This window comes from Cellulophaga geojensis KL-A (assembly GCF_000568425.1).
GTDB lineage: Bacteria > Bacteroidota > Bacteroidia > Flavobacteriales > Flavobacteriaceae > Cellulophaga > Cellulophaga lytica.
The window spans coordinates 15,107-35,281 of sequence record NZ_ARZX01000017.1 but is presented as its reverse complement, the minus strand read 5'-3'; the positions used below and the strand labels follow the sequence as shown (position 1 = coordinate 35,281).

20 protein-coding genes are annotated in these 20,175 nt (G+C 32.3%); 11 read left to right on the top strand and 9 right to left on the bottom strand.

The window, feature by feature from the left end:
* Positions 1-105: 105 nt before the first annotated feature.
* The 3 genes from KLA_RS12510 to KLA_RS12500 all read left to right on the top strand — a co-directional run bounded on the left by KLA_RS12510 (position 106) and on the right by KLA_RS12500 (position 4,517).
* Positions 106-2,607 (top strand): TonB-dependent receptor, encoded by a 2,502-nt coding sequence (locus KLA_RS12510; RefSeq protein ID WP_013620136.1) that lies wholly within the window; start codon positions 106-108, stop codon positions 2,605-2,607.
* A gap of 102 nt (positions 2,608-2,709) precedes the next feature.
* Positions 2,710-3,585: an alpha/beta hydrolase gene (locus tag KLA_RS12505; RefSeq protein ID WP_141103747.1), complete on the top strand. Its 876-nt coding sequence runs from the start codon at positions 2,710-2,712 to the stop codon at positions 3,583-3,585.
* Positions 3,582-4,517, top strand: coding sequence for a glycerophosphodiester phosphodiesterase family protein (locus KLA_RS12500; RefSeq protein WP_013620134.1), 936 nt, complete (start codon positions 3,582-3,584; stop codon positions 4,515-4,517). Before KLA_RS12505 ends, KLA_RS12500 begins: the two co-directional genes overlap by 4 nt.
* A 74-nt stretch (positions 4,518-4,591) precedes the next feature.
* On the opposite strand, the gene trpA is transcribed toward KLA_RS12500, so the two are convergent.
* The 9 genes from trpA to KLA_RS12455 form a co-directional block, all read right to left on the bottom strand.
* Positions 4,592-5,353 carry a tryptophan synthase subunit alpha gene (trpA, locus tag KLA_RS12495; RefSeq protein WP_034646246.1) on the bottom strand — a complete coding sequence of 254 codons (762 nt, stop codon included), beginning with the start codon at positions 5,351-5,353 and terminating at the stop codon, positions 4,592-4,594.
* A 9-nt stretch (positions 5,354-5,362) separates the two neighbouring features.
* Complete coding sequence (gene trpB, locus KLA_RS12490; RefSeq protein ID WP_034646245.1) at positions 5,363-6,544, bottom strand: tryptophan synthase subunit beta; 1,182 nt, start codon at positions 6,542-6,544, stop codon at positions 5,363-5,365.
* Between the two features lie 31 nt (positions 6,545-6,575).
* Entirely contained in the window at positions 6,576-7,217 is a 642-nt protein-coding gene (locus KLA_RS12485) for a phosphoribosylanthranilate isomerase (protein ID WP_034646244.1), read from the bottom strand.
* Positions 7,214-7,999, bottom strand: coding sequence for an indole-3-glycerol phosphate synthase TrpC (gene trpC, locus KLA_RS12480; RefSeq protein ID WP_034646243.1), 786 nt, complete (start codon positions 7,997-7,999; stop codon positions 7,214-7,216). Before trpC ends, KLA_RS12485 begins: the two co-directional genes overlap by 4 nt.
* On the bottom strand, positions 8,000-8,992 hold the full coding sequence (trpD, locus tag KLA_RS12475) for an anthranilate phosphoribosyltransferase (RefSeq protein WP_034646242.1): 993 nt from the start codon (positions 8,990-8,992) through the stop codon (positions 8,000-8,002). It lies immediately after the preceding gene.
* A 46-nt stretch (positions 8,993-9,038) separates the two neighbouring features.
* Complete coding sequence (locus KLA_RS12470; protein ID WP_013620128.1) at positions 9,039-9,602, bottom strand: anthranilate synthase component II; 564 nt, start codon at positions 9,600-9,602, stop codon at positions 9,039-9,041.
* 4 nt (positions 9,603-9,606) lie between these two features.
* Positions 9,607-11,004: an anthranilate synthase component I family protein gene (locus KLA_RS12465; RefSeq protein WP_013620127.1), complete on the bottom strand. Its 1,398-nt coding sequence runs from the start codon at positions 11,002-11,004 to the stop codon at positions 9,607-9,609.
* A 240-nt stretch (positions 11,005-11,244) separates the two neighbouring features.
* Positions 11,245-11,805 carry a YceI family protein gene (locus KLA_RS12460; RefSeq protein ID WP_013620126.1) on the bottom strand — a complete coding sequence of 187 codons (561 nt, stop codon included), beginning with the start codon at positions 11,803-11,805 and terminating at the stop codon, positions 11,245-11,247.
* 20 nt (positions 11,806-11,825) lie between these two features.
* Positions 11,826-12,284 carry a MarR family winged helix-turn-helix transcriptional regulator gene (locus tag KLA_RS12455; protein ID WP_013620125.1) on the bottom strand — a complete coding sequence of 153 codons (459 nt, stop codon included), beginning with the start codon at positions 12,282-12,284 and terminating at the stop codon, positions 11,826-11,828.
* 71 nt (positions 12,285-12,355) lie between these two features.
* Here KLA_RS12455 and KLA_RS12450 point away from each other — a divergent pair, with 71 nt between their 5' ends.
* The 8 genes from KLA_RS12450 to rpsU all read left to right on the top strand — a co-directional run bounded on the left by KLA_RS12450 (position 12,356) and on the right by rpsU (position 20,094).
* Positions 12,356-12,667 (top strand): rhodanese-like domain-containing protein, encoded by a 312-nt coding sequence (locus KLA_RS12450; RefSeq protein ID WP_013620124.1) that lies wholly within the window; start codon positions 12,356-12,358, stop codon positions 12,665-12,667.
* A gap of 52 nt (positions 12,668-12,719) precedes the next feature.
* Positions 12,720-14,003 carry a DUF2851 family protein gene (locus tag KLA_RS12445; protein WP_034646241.1) on the top strand — a complete coding sequence of 428 codons (1,284 nt, stop codon included), beginning with the start codon at positions 12,720-12,722 and terminating at the stop codon, positions 14,001-14,003.
* 9 nt (positions 14,004-14,012) lie between these two features.
* Positions 14,013-14,240: a PspC domain-containing protein gene (locus KLA_RS12440; protein ID WP_013620122.1), complete on the top strand. Its 228-nt coding sequence runs from the start codon at positions 14,013-14,015 to the stop codon at positions 14,238-14,240.
* A gap of 69 nt (positions 14,241-14,309) precedes the next feature.
* Positions 14,310-15,323 carry a potassium channel family protein gene (locus KLA_RS12435; RefSeq protein WP_013620121.1) on the top strand — a complete coding sequence of 338 codons (1,014 nt, stop codon included), beginning with the start codon at positions 14,310-14,312 and terminating at the stop codon, positions 15,321-15,323.
* Between the two features lie 81 nt (positions 15,324-15,404).
* Positions 15,405-17,477: an amino acid carrier protein gene (locus KLA_RS12430; RefSeq protein WP_034646240.1), complete on the top strand. Its 2,073-nt coding sequence runs from the start codon at positions 15,405-15,407 to the stop codon at positions 17,475-17,477.
* A gap of 9 nt (positions 17,478-17,486) precedes the next feature.
* Positions 17,487-18,362, top strand: coding sequence for a ComEA family DNA-binding protein (locus KLA_RS12425; protein WP_034646239.1), 876 nt, complete (start codon positions 17,487-17,489; stop codon positions 18,360-18,362).
* A gap of 12 nt (positions 18,363-18,374) precedes the next feature.
* Positions 18,375-19,544: an acyl-CoA dehydrogenase family protein gene (locus tag KLA_RS12420; RefSeq protein ID WP_013620118.1), complete on the top strand. Its 1,170-nt coding sequence runs from the start codon at positions 18,375-18,377 to the stop codon at positions 19,542-19,544.
* 355 nt (positions 19,545-19,899) lie between these two features.
* Entirely contained in the window at positions 19,900-20,094 is a 195-nt protein-coding gene (gene rpsU / locus KLA_RS12415; protein WP_013620117.1) for a 30S ribosomal protein S21, read from the top strand.
* Positions 20,095-20,175: the final 81 nt, after the last annotated feature.

Here is a 20,175-nt window from a genome sequence, read left to right as displayed (position 1 = left end):
AATACTTACTTAATGCGTATTAATGTTTGTGTAACATTATTATAAAGTAGCCTAACTTTTAGCTTAACAGTAGCTGTATAGTTTTGGGCAACTTAAAAACACACAATGAAAAATAATTACTATTTAATTTTACTATTACTTACCGCATTTACGGTAACAGCACAAAACAAAGGAGGTATAACTGGTCAGGTTTTAGATGAAACAGGAACTCCTGTAATTGGAGCTAACGTAGTCATACAAAGTATATCAATAGGAGCAGTTACAGATGAAAACGGGACATACAAGTTAGATGATTTATCTTATAATACTTATACTATTACAGTATCTTACTTAGGGTATAAAAGCATAAAAAAATCAGTAGAAATTGCAACTCCGCAAACAACTTTAAACTTTAATTTAAAAGAACCATCTTTTCAGTTAGATGGTTTAGTGGTTACAGCACAAAAAAGAGAGCAACTAAATAAAGATGTACCAATTGCAATAACTTCTTATGGGAGTGACTTTATAAATAACCAAGGTACGTTTGAGTATGATACTTTTTCAGATTATGTACCAGGTTTACAAATACAAATACAAAGTGTAAACAATCCTGGTATAGTTGTTAGGGGAATTACTAGTGATAGCGGAGATTCTAGAGTAGAACCAAGAGTATCTGTTTTCCAAGACGGGGTTTCTATTAGTAAATCTCGTGGTTCTGTAGTAGAGTTGTTTGACATAGAACGAGTAGAAGTTTTAAAAGGCCCACAAGGGACTCTTTTTGGTAGAGGAGCGCAGATTGGAGCAATGCATATTATTCAAAATAAAGCTAAAAATGAGACTTCTGCTTCCTTAAAAACAGGTATTGGTAATTACAATCAGTTTTTAGTAAACGGTTATGTAAACACACCTTTAGTAAAAGATAAGTTGTTTGCTCGTGTAGCTGCAATTTACAATAGAAGAGATGGGTATATAGAAAACCTTTCTGGAGGAGACCTAAATGGTAAAGAAACTTTGGCACTTAGAGGTTCTTTAAAATATATGATTAGTGATAATACTACGTTTGATTTTATTGCAAATTGGCAACAAGATACACCTCCAGGAACTTCTTTTAAAAGTGGAACTTTTGCTCCTTTAGGAGGTGACTTAAGTCCTAACTCTTTTGCAGATTTAGAGCGTGGTAAAGAATTAGGGTTAGACCGTACAGTATATGGTTTTACAGGAATTTTAAAGTCGGCACTTAATGACAATTGGGATATAACTTCTACTACAGCTTATAGAAAATTTAATTCAGATGAGGCTTTTGATGCAGATGGTACAGCGGCACCAGTTTTATTTTTTAGAGAGGTTGCAGAAGGAGAACAATTTAGTCAAGAAGTACGTTTTAATTTTGATAATGATGATAAACTATCTGGTTTCTTTGGAGCTAATTTCTTTTATGAAAACGGGTCACAAGCAGTACCTTTTGAGGTTAATGAGCAAAGTTACCTAGCACTTTTAGTAGCAACAGATGCTTTGGTTATAAACGGTGTGCCAACTTTATTTCCTAATATTCCTAACGACCCAGGTAGTTTTGGACCATTAGCAGGAGCTCCTTTATTGCCATTTAATAAAGAGGAGTCTATTAATTACGGAGAAAATTACTCTGGTGATATTTTTGCAGATGCTTCTTATGATGTTACAGAGAAATTAACTCTTACACTAGGACTAAGAGCAACTTTAGAAAATAGTAATGCTGGTTTAGAGGTTATAAATGCAGATAATCCAGGATTGTTAGGTAACTTTTTAGGAGCTTTCCCTAACAACTTATTTACGCCAACAAACGGTAGAATTTCGGCAAGTGAAACTTTTACATCTGCCGTAGGTAGGTTTGCTGTTAATTATGATTTAAGTGATGCGGTAACTGTTTTTGGTAACGTTGCACGCGGAAGAAGACCAAATGTAATTAATGTATCGGCTACAGAAGTAAATGTGTTGTCAGACGAAACTGTATGGTCTTATGAGCTAGGACTAAAATCATTAATGTTAGATAATAAACTACAGTTTGATATTAATGGATATTATTATGACTACAGTAATTTTCAAACTACAATTGCACGTTTAGATGAAACAGATGGTTTGGTAATTCTTCCTAATGATAGTGGTAGTGCAACAGCATTAGGCTTTGAGGCTGCTATGCAGTACCAATTTGCAAAAAGTAGTTCTTTCTTTGCTAATTATGGGTATATAGATGCTTCTTTTGATGATGAAGATTCAGACGGTAACCCACAGCAATTGGCAGGAAATACGTTTAGGTTAACACCAGAACACTCTTTCTCAGCAGGATTTAATATCAACCCTACTTTAAGTGAAAAAGTAGCTGTATTTTTAAGACCAACATATACTTACAAGTCTAAAGTATTTTTTGAAGAAACTAATCTGCCAAATATATCTCAAGATGGTTATGGTTTATTAAACATTAGAACAGGTATAACTATACAAGATAGGTATGAAATTAGTTTATATGCAACTAATGTTTTAGATGAAGAATTTATTATAGATGCGGGTAATACAGGTGGTGCTTTTGGTATACCAACATTTATTGCAGGTCCTCCAGCATTTTACGGACTTCAATTGTCTGTGAAATTTTAAGGTAAATTATTAAAAAACAATAAAATGATAAATAAAAAGACATATATCCTTTCTTTATTTCTAGTATTTGCGTTTTTTGCAACCGCACAAAAAGCGGCAAAAATGCAAAATTTAAAAGAGTTAGAGAAAAAGATACAAATAGAGGAGAGTAATGTAGTTGGTATTAAGGCAGATAATGAAGCTAGAATTATATGGGCAGACGATTATAAGTATAAAAAATCTCCTATTGCATTTGTTTACTTACATGGCTTTGGTGCTAGTTATGCAGAAGGTGAGCCAGTAATGTCTCAACTTTCAGCAAACTTTAAAGCAAACACATATATGGCTCGCTTAGAGGAGCACGGTATTTACAGAGATAATACTTTTGAAGACTTAACACCAGAAAATTACATTGCATCTGCAAAACAGGCAATTGCTTATGGTAAACAATTAGGAGATGAGGTTATAGTAATTAGTACATCTACAGGTGGTACATTAAGCTTAGCAATAGCAGCAGAAGATAAAGATATTAAAGCGTTGGTTTTGTATTCTCCGTTTATAGATTTGCTTAACCCAGCAATGAAAGCAGTAATACAACCAGGAGGTAAAGAGCAATTTGTTAAGGCTTTAGGAGGTACAATGCAAGTGCAAGAACGTCCAGAATTAGAAGCAAAGTATTGGTCTACCAACTATCACATAAATGGCTATATTTCATTAATTACTATGCTTACAAATACAATGACAACAGAAACTTTTTCTAAAGTCACTTGTCCTGTATTTTTAGGATACTATTATAAAAATGAAGAAGAGCAAGATAAAGTTGTTTCTGTGCCAGCAATGCAAGTAATGTTTAATGCTCTTGGTACGCCAGAAGAAGATAAGACTAAAATGGCTTTTCCAAAAAGTGGGAATCACGTTATAGCAAGTGATATTAGATCCAAAGATTGGGAAGGTGTTTATGTAAATACAGTTGATTTTTTAAATAAAATAATAAAATGAAACTAAAAATAGCTATTTGTGGCCTTATTGGCCTTGGTTTTATGGCTTGTAAGCAGAGCGATAAAAAGAAAGAAACAAAAGAAGAAGCTGCTCCGGTTGAAGAAACAGTGGTTACTTATAATTTTGATTTAGAAGGTCACCGTGGTGCTAGGGGTTTAATGCCAGAAAATAGCATACCAGCTTTTACAAAAGCTATAGAGTTGGGTGTAAATACAATAGAGTTAGACCTTGCAGTAACAAAAGACAAACAAGTGTTGGTGTCACATGAGCCATATTTTAATCCGCTTTTTTGTTTAGATTCTCTAGGGAAAACTATTGCTAAAAAAGATTCTATTGCATTAAATATTTATGAGCATACGTATAAGCAAACTCAAAAATACGATTGTGGTAGTATGGGTAATGTTAAGTTTCCAGAGCAAAAGAAACAGTACGTTACAAAACCGTTATTGTTAGATGTTATTGCTCTTGCAGATTCTTTAACAGCAGGTAATACAACACCAATTAAATACAATATAGAAATTAAGAGTTTGCCAGAGGGCGATGATATTTATCATCCAAACCCAAAAGATTTTTCTGATTTAGTTATAGCAACTATTAAAGATAAAATTGCAGTTGAAAATGTAGTACTACAAAGTTTTGATTTTAGAGTGTTGCAATATTTACATCAAAATTATCCAGAGTATACATTGGCTGCTTTGGTATATAAAGATGATGTTAAAACTAATTTAGATAAATTAGGGTTTGTGCCACAAATTTATAGTCCGCTACATAATATGTTATCTAAAGAGGTTATAGCAGAGCTTCACTCAAAAAATATGAAAGTTATTCCTTGGACAGTTAATAATGAGACTGATATGGAAGAATTACTTGCAATGGGAGTAGATGGTTTAATTACAGATTATCCTAATAAAGCTATTAAGTACAGAAAATAATACTACAAATAACCAAAAACTAAAAAGCTGTTTCATAATTGAAACAGCTTTTTTTATGATAAATAAGTTTAAACTTATCTTATTTTTTGCACAAACTCTTTAATGGTATTTACACCATTTTCTGTAAGGTGTTTTATAAATGCGGAGCCAATAATAGCACCTTTTGCATCTTCTGTTGCTTGTGTAAATGTTTCGTTATTATTAATACCAAAACCAACAATTTGTGGGTTTTTAAGTTGCATACTAGCTATGCGTTTAAAATAGGCAGTTTGTTCATCTCCAAAACCAGACTTAGAACCCGTTACACTAGCAGAACTTACCATATAAATAAATGCATCAGAAGCTTCATCAATCTGCTTAATACGCTCGTCACTAGTTTGTGGTGTAATTAAAAAGATGTTTTTTAAATTATACTTTTTAAAAATAGCCTCGTATTCATCCTGGTAAACAGCCAAAGGTAAATCTGGCATAATTAAACCATCTATACCTATTTCTGCACATTTTTTACAAAAGGCTTCAACACCATATTGTAGCATTGGGTTAAAATATCCCATAACTATTAAAGGTATAGAAACAGTTTTACGTATATCTTTTAACTGCTCAAAAAGTAAATTGGTAGTCATACCATTTTTAAGCGCAATTGTAGAGCTGTTTTGTATTGTTGGGCCATCTGCTAATGGGTCACTAAAAGGCAATCCAATTTCTATCATATCTATACCGCTGGCCTCTAAATCTTCAATAATTTTAACTGTATTGTTAAGCTCTGGGTAACCTGCTGTAAAGTACAATGAAAGAAGTTTTTTGTCTTCTTGCATTTTTTTATTAATTCTATTCATTATACAATTTTATAAGTTAAAATATTTAATGTAATTATCTAAATCTTTATCACCACGACCAGATAAACTTAGTACAACAACGTCGTCTGGTTTAAAAGTTTTATGTTTAAAAATTGCTAAAGCATGGCTACTTTCTATAGCAGGTATAATACCTTCTAATTTTGTTAATTCTAAACCAGACTGCATAGCCTCATCATCTGTAGCAGAATAAAATTCTCCTCTTCCTGTTTTGTATAAATGTGCGTGTAGTGGTCCAACGCCAGGATAATCTAAACCAGCAGAAATAGAGTAGGGCTCTGTAATTTGTCCGTCTTGCGTTTGCATTAATAGTGTTTTACAACCGTGTATAACACCTTCTTTACCAAGCGCAGATGTAGCAGCGCTTTCGCCAGAATTTATTCCTTTACCTGCAGCTTCTACAGCAATAATACCAACTTCTTCTTCGTGCAAAAAGTGATAATATGTACCAGCAGCATTACTACCACCACCAATACAAGCTACTACGTAATCAGGATTTTCTCGTCCTTCTTTTTCTTTTAGTTGCCATTTTATTTCTTCAGATATTACAGATTGAAATCTGGTAACCATATCTGGGTAAGGATGTGGCCCAATTGCAGAACCAATAATATAATGTGTGTCTACAGGGTTGTTAATCCAGTCACGAATAGCTTCATTAGTTGCATCTTTTAGTGTTTTACTACCAGACAGTGCAGGTCTTACTTCTGCACCTAGCATTTTCATACGTGCTACGTTTGGTGCTTGACGTGCAATATCTATCTCACCCATATACACCACACAGTCCATACCCATTAGTGCACAAACTGTAGCAGTGGCAACACCGTGTTGGCCAGCGCCGGTCTCAGCAATAATGCGTTTTTTACCTAGTTTTTTTGCCATTAAAATTTGGCCAATAGTATTGTTAACCTTATGAGCACCAGTATGGTTTAGGTCTTCTCTTTTTAAATAGACTTTTGTGTTGTACTTTTCAGACAATCTTTTTGCAAAGTACAAAGGAGACGGCCTGCCTACGTAATCTTTTAAAAGCTGATCAAACTCTGCTTTAAAGTCTGGCTCTGCCATCACTTTAAGATAGTTTTGGCGTAGGTTTTCTACGTTAGGATATAACATTTCTGGAATATAGGCACCGCCAAATGTTCCGTAATATCCTTTTTCTGTTACATTATAATTCATCTGAATTAGTATTTAGTTTTAAGTAGTTGTTTTAGATACTTAATGCTGTTTTAAATTCTTTTAATTTTTCAATATTTTTTAGTCCAGGTTCTATTTCAAAACTACTGTTTACATCTAGGGCAACGCAGTACTTTGAGGCAGACGTTTTTAAAAATGCTTTAACCTTTTCGGTGTCTTTTATACCTATACCACCACTTAAAAAATAGGGTTTGGTAGATGGGTAATTTTCTAAAACAGACCAATTAAAAGTATAACCGTTACCACCAGGTAGTTTACCTTTGGTGTCAAACAAAAAATAGTCGCATACTTTTTCAAAAGGAGTAATAACGCTAAAGTTAAAACTGTCTTTAATTGAAAAAACTTTTATAATTTGTGGTTGTTTCCCTTTAAGGCCAAGATTAGAATTTCGTAAACCTTTACAAAATTCAGGAGATTCTTTACCGTGTAGTTGCACAACATCTAGACTGTATTGGTTAATTTTTTCTACCACATAATCTAAATCTGCATCAACAAAAACACCAACTTTTTTAATGTTCTTGGATATAGCACCCATTTTTCCATTAAAATACCTAGATGAAGGTTCCCAAAATATAAAGCCTAGATAGTCTGGTTGTAAAGCTGCAACAGCCTCCATATTATCTAAATACTTCATACCACAAACTTTTAGTTTCATGAGGTTAAAGATGTTATAAAATTAGTGGCACTATCGCCAGGGTTATCAGTCTTCATAAAATTTTCACCTATTAAAAAACCTTTGTAGCCGTATGGTTGTAATTCTTTAATGGCCTCTATATTGCTTATGCCACTTTCAGATACTTTTACAAAATCATTAGGTATTAAAGCAGATAAAGATTTACTAGTGTCTAAACTTACCGTAAAAGTTTTTAAGTTACGGTTGTTTACGCCTAGCATATCTAAACTAGGCATAATAGATTTTTGCAATTCTTCCTGGTTATGTACTTCTAGTAAAACATCTAAGTCTAGACTTTTAGCAAACTCAGAAAATTGTTTTATTTCTTCTCTAGTAAGTATAGCTGCTATTAACAAAATAACATCTGCGCCATAAGCTTTTGCTTCTAGTATTTGGTACTCATCTATAATAAACTCTTTACGCAGTAATGGCATTTGTACTGCTGCTCTGGCGGTTAGCAAATCATCTAAAGAGCCACCAAAATATTTGCCATCTGTTAAAACAGACATACCGCAAACGCCAGCATTTTGGTAACCCGTAGCAACATCTTGTACAGATAGGCTATTATTTATTACTGCTTTTGATGGTGACCTTCTCTTATGTTCTGCAATAATACCAGAACTACTGTTTTTTAATACAACAGCTAAAGAGTTATTAGGTCTATTAAATAAAACTGAAGCCTCTAATTGAGATACAGGAATAAGAGTTTTTCTTAAAGCAACTTCCTTACGTTTGTCTAGTACTATTTTTTCTAAAATATCCATTTATGCACTTAGCTTTTGTAATTTTTTTAATGCTTCTAAACCTTTACCACTACGTAAAGATTCTTGTGCTTTTAAAAAGCCTTCTTTAGGGGTAATATTTTGTACTGTAGCTATTGCAATACCTGCATTGGCACAAACTACATTATTTTGAGGGTCTGTACCTTTTCCACTTAAAATATCTACAAATATTTTAGCAGAAGCCTCTACAGTATCTCCACCAACAATGTCAGATTGTTTAATTTGCTGTACTCCAAAATCCTCAGGTTTAAGCATACTTTCTGATAGGCGAGATATTGTTTTTGTTTTTCCAGTTAAACTAATTTCATCATAGCCATCTAAGGCGTGTAAAACAGTAAAGTTTTTATCTGTGTTTTGATAAAGGTAACCGTACATTCTGGCTAATTCTAAATTAAAAACACCTACCATTTGGTTTTTAGGAAAAGCAGGGTTTACCATTGGGCCTAACATATTAAAGAAAGTTTTTACAGCTAACTCTTTACGTATTGGAGCAACATTTTTCATTGCAGGATGAAAAAGCGGAGCGTGTAATACACAAATACCAGCTTCATCTATGGTTTTTTCTAAAAAGCCTGCATCATTACTAAATTTAATACCCAAAGACTCCATTACATTACTACTACCACATTTGCTAGATACACCGTAGTTACCGTGTTTTGTAACTTTAATACCAGCACCAGCAGTAACAAATGAGGCAAGCGTAGAAATATTAAATGTATCTTTACCATCACCGCCAGTGCCACATAAATCTATTGGGTTGTAGGCAGATAAATCTACAGCTAAACAAAGGTCTAAAAGAGCATCTCTAAAACCTTCTAGCTCTTCAATAGTTACACTACGCATCATATATACAGTTAAAAATGCTGCAATTTGACTGGTGTTATAATCACCTTTTGCAATATTAACCAAAACATTTTTTGCATCTTCTTTAGAAAGAATTTCGTGATTAATTAATCTATTTAATATTGTTTTCATTTTTATTTTTTTAGTTGAATAAGTAAATTTTTACGAACAGTTTATTTTACTTATTTACCCAATTTTTTAACATTTGTTTTCCTTTAGGTGTTAGTACAGATTCTGGGTGAAACTGTACAGCATTAACGTCATAAGTCTTATGGCGTAAAGACATTATTTGTCCGTTTTCATCTACAGAAGTAGCTTCTAAAACATCTGGCAAATCAGAGTTTACAACCCAAGAATGGTAACGCCCAACTTTTAACTCGTTACCTAAACCTGCAAATAATACATCGTCTTTAATAACTGTAATAGTGGTAGCAATACCGTGGTAAACTTGTTCTAAATTAAGTAAAGAACCGCCAAAAACTTCACCAATAGCTTGCTGACCTAAACAAACACCTAAAATGGTTTTTGTAGGGGCATATTTAGCAATAATATCTTTTAATAGTCCTGCTTCATCTGGTATACCTGGGCCAGGAGAAAGTACTATTTTTTCAAAAGCATCTACTTCTTCAAGTGTAAGTTGGTCATTTCGTTTTACAGTAACATCACAATCTAAATCTTCTAGGTAATGCACTAAATTGTATGTAAAACTGTCGTAATTATCTATAACTAATATCTTTTTCATCTTCTTAAATATTCTCAGCTATTTCTAAAGCTTTGGTTAGTGCTCCTAATTTGTTGTATGTTTCTTGTAGTTCATCTTTAGGGTTAGATGCAGCTACTAAACCAGCGCCAGCTTGGTAATGTAATTGATGGTTTTTACTTAAAAAAGTTCTAATCATTATAGCGTGGTTAAAATTCCCATTAAAATCCATAAAACCAATAGCACCACCATAATACCCGCGACTAGTTTTTTCATATTTTTCTATAAGTTGCATAGCCATATGCTTAGGTGCACCGCTTAAAGTACCAGCAGGGAAAGTATCTGCTACAACTTTCATTGTGGGTATGTTGTCTTTTTTTATACCAGTAACCTTAGAAACTAAATGTATTACATGCGAAAAAAACTGTACTTCTCTATAATTTTCTACCGTAACAGTATTCCCGTTTCTGCTTAAATCATTTCTGGCCAAATCTACCAACATAACGTGCTCACTATTTTCTTTGTCGTCTTCTGTTAATTCTTTGGCAATAATAGCATCTTTTTCATCATTACCGGTACGTTTAAAAGTACCTGCAATTGGATGAATTTCTGCTTTACCATCTTTTACAATAATTTGTGCTTCTGGTGAGCTACCAAATATTTTAAAATCTCCGTAATCAAAATAAAATAGGTATGGAGATGGGTTTACAGAGCGTAAGGCGCGGTATACATTAAATTCATCTCCTTTAAATTCCTGAGAAAACCTTCTAGACAATACTAATTGAAAAACATCTCCACGCTGACAGTGTTTTTTTGCTAAATCTACCTGCTCTAAAAAATCTTCATCTGTTAAGTTAGAAGTTGCTTCTCCTTCTTTAGAAAAATTATAGGTAGCAAAGTTTCTTACGTTTAATAGTTGTTCTATTTCTGGGATGTTACTTTCTGCATTAAATGTGTGAGCAAATATGTATGCTTCATTTTTAAAATGATTAATAGCAATTACATTTTTATATACTGCATAGTACATATCTGGTATTGTAACAGAGTTGTCTTTTTTAGTAATATTTACATCTTCAAAATAACGAACAGAATCATAAGCCATATAACCAAAAAGCCCATTGTTTATAAACTTAAAGTCGTTATTGTTAGAGCTAAACTTTGTACTAAAATTGTGTAAAATAGTTGCTACATCTACAGTGTTATCTATAGCTGTAGTATTGCTAGTACCATCTGGATAGTTTTCAAAAATGGTTTCGTTTTCTATTTTTATAGATGCTATTGGGTTACAGCAGATATAAGAAAAACTATTATTATTAGCGTGGTAATCACTACTTTCTAATAAAATACTATTAGGAAACCTGTCTCTAATTTTTAAGTACATACTAACAGGAGTAATGGTGTCTGCCAGTATTTTTTTGTAGTGTGATGTTAGATTGTATTTCATTTTATTTTTAAAAATTTAAATAAAAAAAGGCTTGTCGTGATAGACAAGCCTTTAATGTATATTGTTACAATGGTGCTTTGCTCACGACGTTTGACGTAAGTTATTCCACCACCATATGTTAGTTGTTATTTTCATTAGTTCAAATATATAAAGGAATTTTATAATACCCAACAAGAGTTGCATAAAAAATAAAAAACCTCACAAAAGTGAGGTTTAAAACATTTATTGGTTTTGTTTTATTTAGAATTGTAAATCTACAACTAAATCAAAATCGTCATAAATAGCTTTATCTCCTAAGTTTTCTATAAAACTACCAGACTTGTATTTAATGTCAAAATCTGTTCTGTCTATTTTTAAACTAGCAGTAGCTTTACTACCGTAAACAGAAATTGTAAAGTCTACCGGCTTGGTAATACCTTTAATAGTTAGTTTACCTTTGGCAGCATAAGCATTTTTACCAGTTGCTTTGCTAATAGTAAAAACTAATTTAGATGTTGTGTTTTTTTCAGTGCTAAAGAAATCATCAGACTTTAGGTGACCTTCTAATTTGCCTTTCATTCCACCTTCTAAGTCTGTAACAGTTAATGTAGTCATATCTACAACAAACTCACCAGCAGTTAATTTATCGTTCTTAAAAACTAAAGAACCATCCTTAAAATCTAAAGTTCCTTCATGAGAGCCAGTTACTTTGTATCCTTTCCAAGTAATGTTACTTGTTTCTGTGTTAATCTTTTTTTCTTGAGCAGTTAATGATGCTACAGAAAATACTAATGCTAAAATGCTAATTGATAATTTTTTCATAATTCTTGTTTTTATTTGTTTTAATTGTCTGTATTAAATTTATCTAATAATTTATTTAAAGTTTTTAAGTCTTCTTCAGTTGTGTTTTTTAAAAGGTTTTTTTCCATACCTAACATTGCGCTACTCATTTTAATGAGTTCTTCTTCACCTTTTTCAGTAATGTAAATTTCTATTTTTCTTCTATTTTCTTTGCAAACAGTACGTTTTACAAAATCTTTTAAAATTAATTTATCTACCAACCTTGTGGTGTTACTCATTTTAGACACCATTCTGTCATTTAACGTGCTAAGGTTTGCAGGTTTGCCATTTTGCCCTTTTAAAATGCGCAATACATTAAACTGTTGCGCAGATACATCAAAAGGTTTTAGGGCTTCTGCTGTTTTTTCAGTTATACTTTGGTGTATTAACAATAGATGAATAATAGTCCTACCTTCTAAGGGTATAGGCTTATTTGTTTTTAAAATTTTTTCTACATCCATGTTGTTACAATAATTGTATATACAAATGTATGTAATTTTATTTTAATTACTTTTGAAAAAAAATATTTAAGATGGATTTAACACAAGAAGAATGGAGCGCAAAATTAGCAGAAGATGCTAACGCTTTTATATTAGATGTAAGAACAGAAGACGAGATAGCAGAAGGTATTATACCAAATGCTGTAAATATTGATATTTACAAGGGGCAAGATTTTATTGATGAGCTAGAAAAACTAGACAAATCTAAGACGTATTACGTGTATTGTAGATCTGGTAACCGTAGTGGCCAAGCTTGTGCAATTATGAATAGCCTTGGTTTTGAAAATGCTTACAATTTAGAAGGTGGCTTTATGAACTGGGAAGGAGAAGTAGCTGAGAAATAACTATATGTACTTTTTTTGTTTACATTAGTAAACAAAAACCTTAGTTATAGTTATGCGAGAAGACCTTTTACATTTTATATGGAAATATAAAAAATTACAACTAAAAGGTTTGCAAACCACAAAAGGAGACGCAATTAATGTAGTGTCTGTTGGTACGCATAACTATAATGAAGGTCCAGATTTTTTTAGCGCACAGTTAAAAATAGGAAGCCAGCTATGGGCAGGCAATGTAGAAATTCACATAAACGCATCAGACTGGTATGCACATAATCACGAAAAAGATAAAAATTACGAAAATGTAATTTTGCATATTGTTTGGCATGATGATGCAACAATATTTAGACCAGACAACTCTGAGATACCTACGCTTGTATTAAAAGATTATATACCTGCTAATGTACTGGCAAACTATCAGCAATTATTTTTGTCAGGAAAACAAAAGTTTATCAATTGCGAAAAAGATATCACTTCTGTAGATTCTTTTTTACTACAAAATTGGTTAGACCGTTTGTATTTTGAAAGATTAGAGCAAAAATCTGCTGTTATAACCCAACTCCTAAAAGAATCTAATAACAATTGGGAACATGTACTTTTTCTGTTGCTAATGAAGAGTTTTGGCTCTACTATAAACGGAGATTCTTTTTTTCAATTAGCTAAAAATATTGATTTTAGTATTTTTAAAAAAGTTAGTGTAAAACCAATGCAGGCAGAGAGTCTTTTGTTTGGTATGGCAGGCTTATTAAATAATAATGATATTTTAGATGCCTATTACAATCAGCTTAAAGCGGAATATGTTTTTTTACAAAACAAATTTGGTTTTACTATTAATGATGAAGTCTCTGTAGCTTTTTTTAAGTTAAGACCAACCAATTTCCCTACTATTAGGCTTTCTCAATTAAGCGCATTATATGCAGAGCATCAAGCTTTATTCTCAAAATTAATAAAAGCTAAAACGGCAGAAGAAATATATGGGTTATGTACAGTTGTAGCTAGCGCATATTGGGACAACCACTACACATTTGGAAAACAATCCAAGCAAAGTAAAAAAAGACTTACTGCATCATTTATTAATTTGCTTATTATAAATACAATTTTACCGCTTAGGTTTTGCTACTCTAAATATATAGGAAAGAATGATGATGAAAATATTTTAGAAATTATAAGTAGTTTGCCTGAAGAAAAAAATAGCATAATAGATAAATTTAAAACACAAGAGGTAGCTATTAGTAACGCAAAGGATAGTCAGTCTATATTGCAACTCTACAAACATTATTGTAAAAAAAATAAATGTTTACAATGTGGTGTTGGTAGTAGTTTATTAAGTAGAAATGGTTAATTTTATAGTATGAATTTTTTCTATAACATATTGTATTATTTTCAAAAACGAGGTTTTGAAGTCTGCAGGCGTATTGCAGAACGTTTTGGTATACGAGCCAGAATTGTGCGTACATCTTTTATATACTTAACATTTGCTACATTAGGTTTTGGTTTTGCATTGTATCTATTTTTGGCTTTTTGGTTAAAAATTAAAGATTTGGTGTATACTAAAAGAACTTCGGTTTTTGATTTGTAGCAAACAATCATAAAAAAAGACTAGATAAAACTAACAATTAATAGTCTTTGTAACAAACACAATATATAAGTGAAGCTTTTAAAACTATTTAGATCTAAAATATATATAGCTCAGCTATTAATAGTGTCTATTTTGGTTATTGGAGTTTTGGGTTACAGGTACATATCTAACTATAGTTGGATGGAAGCTGTTTATATGACCGTTATTACAATGGCTACAGTTGGTTTTTCTGAAGTTAAGCCACTAGATACACCATCTAAAGTTTTTACCATATTTTTAATAATATCTAGTGTGTTTATTGTTGCTTATGCAATATCTGTAGTTACAGAGTACGTGCTAGGTAAAAATTCTGTACAACTATTAAAAAAGAAACGTGTGAAAAATAAAATAAAGGATTTTTCTGGACATATTATTATTTGTGGTTACGGAAGAAATGGAGCTCAAGCAGCAGAGCGTTTAGGTAGTTATAAAAGGCCATTTGTTGTTATAGAAAAAGATAAAGAGGTTATAGAAAGATATGAGGATGAAGTACTTTTTATAGAAGGTGACGCCACAGATGACGAAGCATTAATTGAGGCAGGAGTATCTAAGGCTAAATATTTAATTACAGCATTACCAGATGATGCATCAAACTTATTTGTAGTACTGTCTAGTAGGCAATTAAATAAGGAGTTGTTTATAATTAGTAGAGCCTCTTTAATAAATTCTCAGCGTAAGTTAATACTAGCAGGTGCAGATAAGGTAATAATGCCAGATAAAATAGGAGGAGACCATATGGCTTCACTAGTAGTTATGCCAGATTTAATTAGTTTTATGGATAAACTTTCTACAGAAGGTAAACACACAACTACTTTAGAGGAAATAGCAATAGAAGATCTTACAGATAAAGTTACAGGAAATTCATTAAGAGATTTAGATTTAAGAAAAAGAACAGGTTGTACTATAATAGGTTACATTGCTCCAGATGGCGATTACATTATAAACCCAGAGGCAGATTTGCAGTTAGAATCTAAAAGTAAGGTAATTGTTTTAGGTAGGCCAGAGCAAATTATGAAATTGAATGAAATCTTCCAGATTGGTTGATAATTTAGTTGAAAATTCTTGATTGAGTTGATTATTTTTTGGATATTGCCATCCTAACTAACTCAAAAAATTCAATCAACGATGAAGAAATACCTATATTTTCTTTCTTTTATTATGTCTATGTCTGTTTTAGCTCAAGACTTTAGCGTAGAAGGAAAAGTTTTTAATCCCTCAAATTCTATAAATGATGGAGTGATTAAGTTAGAGGTAAGTGGAGGAGAAGCCCCTTATACTTATAAATGGAGTAACCAAAATACTCCCTTAACCTCGAGTAAAGCCACAGGTTTAGTAGAAGGTATCCCGTATACCTGTGTAATTACAGATTCTAGTGGAAAAAGTGTTACTAAGGTTTTCACTGTAGAATCAGAAGCAATAACCGAAATTTTTAACGGTACAATGACTCCAGCTGTAAGCGCTCTGGGGTCTGTTTTGTTTTGGGACCCTTTTGCAGCAATAGGTATTTATGATCCTGTGGTGTATGCAGACTCTAAAAGAGTGGGTATTCCTAATTGGTCTCCAGAATTAGAAGATAAGTTTACTTTAAAAAAATGGCTTAAATCTAACGGAGAAAAAGTAAAGCAAGGAGAGGCTATAGCTGTTTTATCTAATGCAGCAGGTGAAGATATTAATATTAGCGCTTTAGCAAACGGTACATTAGATCACCTTACAAAAGAGGGTAATGTTGTTTATAACTCAGACAATAAAGAGCACATTATAGAGCAAGGTGCTCATTACTTTGCAGAAATTAAGTATGATGAGCCAATTGTATTAACTCATCCTAACGGAGATCCATTAACTAAACCAATTTCATTTATAGTTATTTGGTTGGTATTAGGAGCTACTTTCTTTACTATTAGAATGGGCTTTATTAATATTCGTGGATTTGGTCATGCATTAGAATTAGCAAAAGGTAAATATGATGATCCTAATGCACCAGGACAGGTTACTCACTTTCAAGCATTAGCCACAGCAGTATCAGGTACTGTAGGTTTAGGTAATATTGCAGGTGTGGCTGTGGCGGTATCATTAGGTGGTGCAGGTGCTACTTTTTGGATGATTGTTTGTGGTTTACTTGGTATGTCTTCAAAATTTGTAGAATGTACTTTAGGTGTAAAGTACAGAGATATTTTACCAGATGGTAGAGTATTTGGAGGTCCAATGAACTACTTACGTTACGGACTAGAAAAAAGAAATATGAAAGGATTAGGTAAAGTACTAGCAGGTTTATTTGCAGTACTAGCCGTTGGTGCTTCTTTTGGAGGTGGTAATATGTTTCAAGCAAACCAATCTTTTGAGCAATTAGCAGGTCAATTCCCGGCCCTTGCAGGTAACGGATTTTGGTTTGGTGTGGTAACAGCAATTTTAGTTGGTGTTGTTATTATTGGAGGTATAAATAGTATTGCTAAAGTAACAGGTAAAATTGTACCAGTTATGGCGTCTATATATGTTGTGGCTGCTTTGGCTGTTATTGTAATGAATATTCAGAACATAGGCCCAGCTTTCTCTGCAATTGTAGAAGGAGCATTTAGTCCGTCTGCTTTAAAAGGTGGTATTGTAGGTGTGTTAGTTGTAGGTTTCCAAAGGGCAGCATTCTCTAATGAGGCAGGTGTAGGTTCTGCAGCAATTGCACACAGTACGGCAAAAACAAATAATCCGCCATCAGAAGGTTTTGTGGCGCTTTTAGAGCCATTTATAGATACGGTAGTTGTGTGTACATTAACTGCATTGGTATTAATTTTTACAGGTATGCATGAGGTAGAAGGTATGGCTGGTGCGCAATTAACATCAGACGCTTTTGGAAGTCAAATTTCTTGGTTCCCATACGTGTTAGCATTAGCAGTTTTCTTATTTGCATTCTCTACAATGATATCATGGTCTTATTACGGTATGCGTGCTTGGACTTACTTATTCGGGAAAAGTAAAAGAACAGAGTTTATTTATAAAATATTTTTCTTAGTATTTGTTGTAATAGGAGCATCTGTGAGTTTAGGAGCAGTGTTAGATTTTTCAGATATGATGATTTTAGCAATGTCTTTCCCTAATATAATTGGTCTTTATATAATGTCTGGTGAGGTTAAAAAAGATCTGTCAGAATACTTTAGTAAATTAAAATCTAATCAACTGTTTAAAAAGCAGATGGTAGAAAAGGAATAATACATAATAATGAAGAATTTTAAATCCCACTTTCAGTTTGATAAAGAACAGAAAAGTGGGATTTTCTTTTTGTTATTATTAATTGTAATTTTTCAGGCTATATATTATTTGGTTTCAAATGGTGTATTTACTTCTAAAAATAATAGTTTACTACATAATAAAGAGCTTCAGGTTGCAATAGATTCACTAAAAAATCAATCTGTAAAAAAGAATACATATAAAATGTACCCTTTTAATCCTAATTATATAACAGATTATAAAGGTTATAAATTGGGGATGTCTATTAAAGAAATAGATAGGTTGCATTTGTATAGGGAAACGGGTAAATATGTTAACTCTATAGAGGAGTTTAAGAAAGTAACAAATGTCTCAGATTCATTATTAAAAGCAATATCTCCATATTTTAAATTTCCAGATTGGAAAGCTTCAAAATTTGACAAAAAAATAACTGTTGCAAATAAGTCTTCTAAAAACATCAATTATACAGTTAAGGATATTAATAATGCCACTGCAATAGACTTGCAGGTGGTAAGTGGAATTGGAGAAAAAATATCTTCCAGAATAGTTAAATTTAGAGATAGGCTAGGTGGTTTTGTGGTTAATGAGCAGTTGCAAGATGTTTATGGTTTAGATAAAGAAGTTTTAAATCGGTTGTTAAAGCAATTTAAGGTAATTGGTAAGCCTGTTATAAGTAAAATTAATATAAACGAGGCTAGTGCTTATGAAATTTCTAAGTTGGTATATATAAAATATGATGTTGCTAAGGCTATTGTGGCTTACAGAGAAGAAAATGGAAGATTTACATCTTTTAACGATTTGGTAAATATTGAGGGTTTTACTGTGAATAAGATTGATAGAATTAAGTTATATTTGAGCATTGATTAAAAAACAACAGGTATGGCAGGTATGTACTTCACAGAAGAGCATCAATTATTTAGAGAAAGTTTAAAAGAGTTTTTAAAAAAAGAAGTTGTTCCTAACATAGATAAATGGGAAGAGTCTGGTACTATAGATCGTTCTATTTGGAAAAAATTTGGAGATATGGGCTATTTTGGATTGGCCACTCCGGAAGAATATGGAGGATTAGATTTAGACCTTTTTTATACGATTATATTTTTAGAAGAATTACAGAAGATTAATTCTGGTGGATTTGCAGCTGCAATGTGGGCACATGCTTACCTGGCAATGACTCACGTTAATAAGGAAGGAGATAAAGCAATTAAAGATAATTATTTGGCTCCAAGTGTTGCTGGTGAAAAAATAGGATGCTTGTGTGTTACAGAGCCTTTTGGAGGTAGTGACGTTGCAGGTATGAGAACTACAGCAGAAAAAAAAGGAGATACTTATGTCTTAAACGGTTCAAAAACCTTTATTACTAATGGGGTTTACGCAGACTATATGGTTGTTGCAGCTAAAACAAGTCCTGAATTAGGAAATAAAGGTATTAGTATTTTTATGGTAGATAAAAATACAGTAGGTGTATCTGCATCTAAATTAAATAAGTTAGGTTGGAGGGCGTCAGATACTGCTGAGATAGCTTTTGATAATGTAACAATACCTGCGGCTAATTTAATGGGTGAAGAAGGTAAAGGTTTTTCATATATTATGCAGCATTTTGCTTTAGAGAGGTTGGTAATGGGAGTTAATGCGCATGCAAGAGCAGAATTTGCTTTGGATTACGCTCGCCAATATATGTCTGAGCGTTCTACATTTGGAAAAACAATAGATAAATACCAAGCACTTCGTCATACATATTCAGATTTATATGCAGATATGGAAATTTGCAGAGAGTATAATTACTCAGTTGCATATAGGTTAAATAAAGGGGAGTATGTAGTAAAAGAGGCTACAATATCTAAGCTGAAATCTACAAAAATGGCAGACGAAGTTATCTACGGATGTTTACAATTTTTAGGAGGTTATGGTTATATGGAAGATTACCCTATGGCTAGAATGTTAAGAGATAGTAGACTTGGACCTATTGGTGGCGGCACTAGTGAAATCTTGAGGGAGATTATTGCTAAAATGGTAATAGATAAAAAGGAGTATAAACCTGCAACAAAATAGCCTTTATCATTTTAGCAAAAATAATATCCAAGAGATTATTGCTAAAATGGTAATAGATAAAAAGGAGTATAAGCCTGCAACAAAATAGCCTTTATCATTTTAGCAAAAATAATTTCCAAGAGATTATTGCTAAAATGGTAATAGATAAAAAGGAGTATAAGCCTGCAACAAAATAGCCTTTATCATTTTAGCAAAAATAATTTCCAAGAGATTATTGCTAAAAGTAATTGTAAGTCTAATCTTTAGCTGTAAAGTTTAAAGAAAATAGAGAATAAAAAAATAAGTAGTTGTTAATTGAAAATTAGTTTATATATTTGCAGTCTTAAAAATCACAAAAGAGAGGAGGTTATTGCCCATGTTAATTATACCAGTAAAAGAAGGAGAAAATATAGATAGAGCACTTAAGCGTTTTAAGCGTAAGTTTGATAGAACAGGTGGAATGCGTCAGTTAAGAAAGCGTCAACAGTTTTCAAAGCCATCGGTTGTTCGTAGAGCTCAAATTCAAAAAGCACAATACGTACAAGGATTAAGAGATCAAGAAGAAGTATAGTTCTTTAAGATTTAATTCTTAGTATTTTAGTATAAATCCTATTTAGGTTGATGTCTTTCAATCTAAATAGGATTTTTTCTG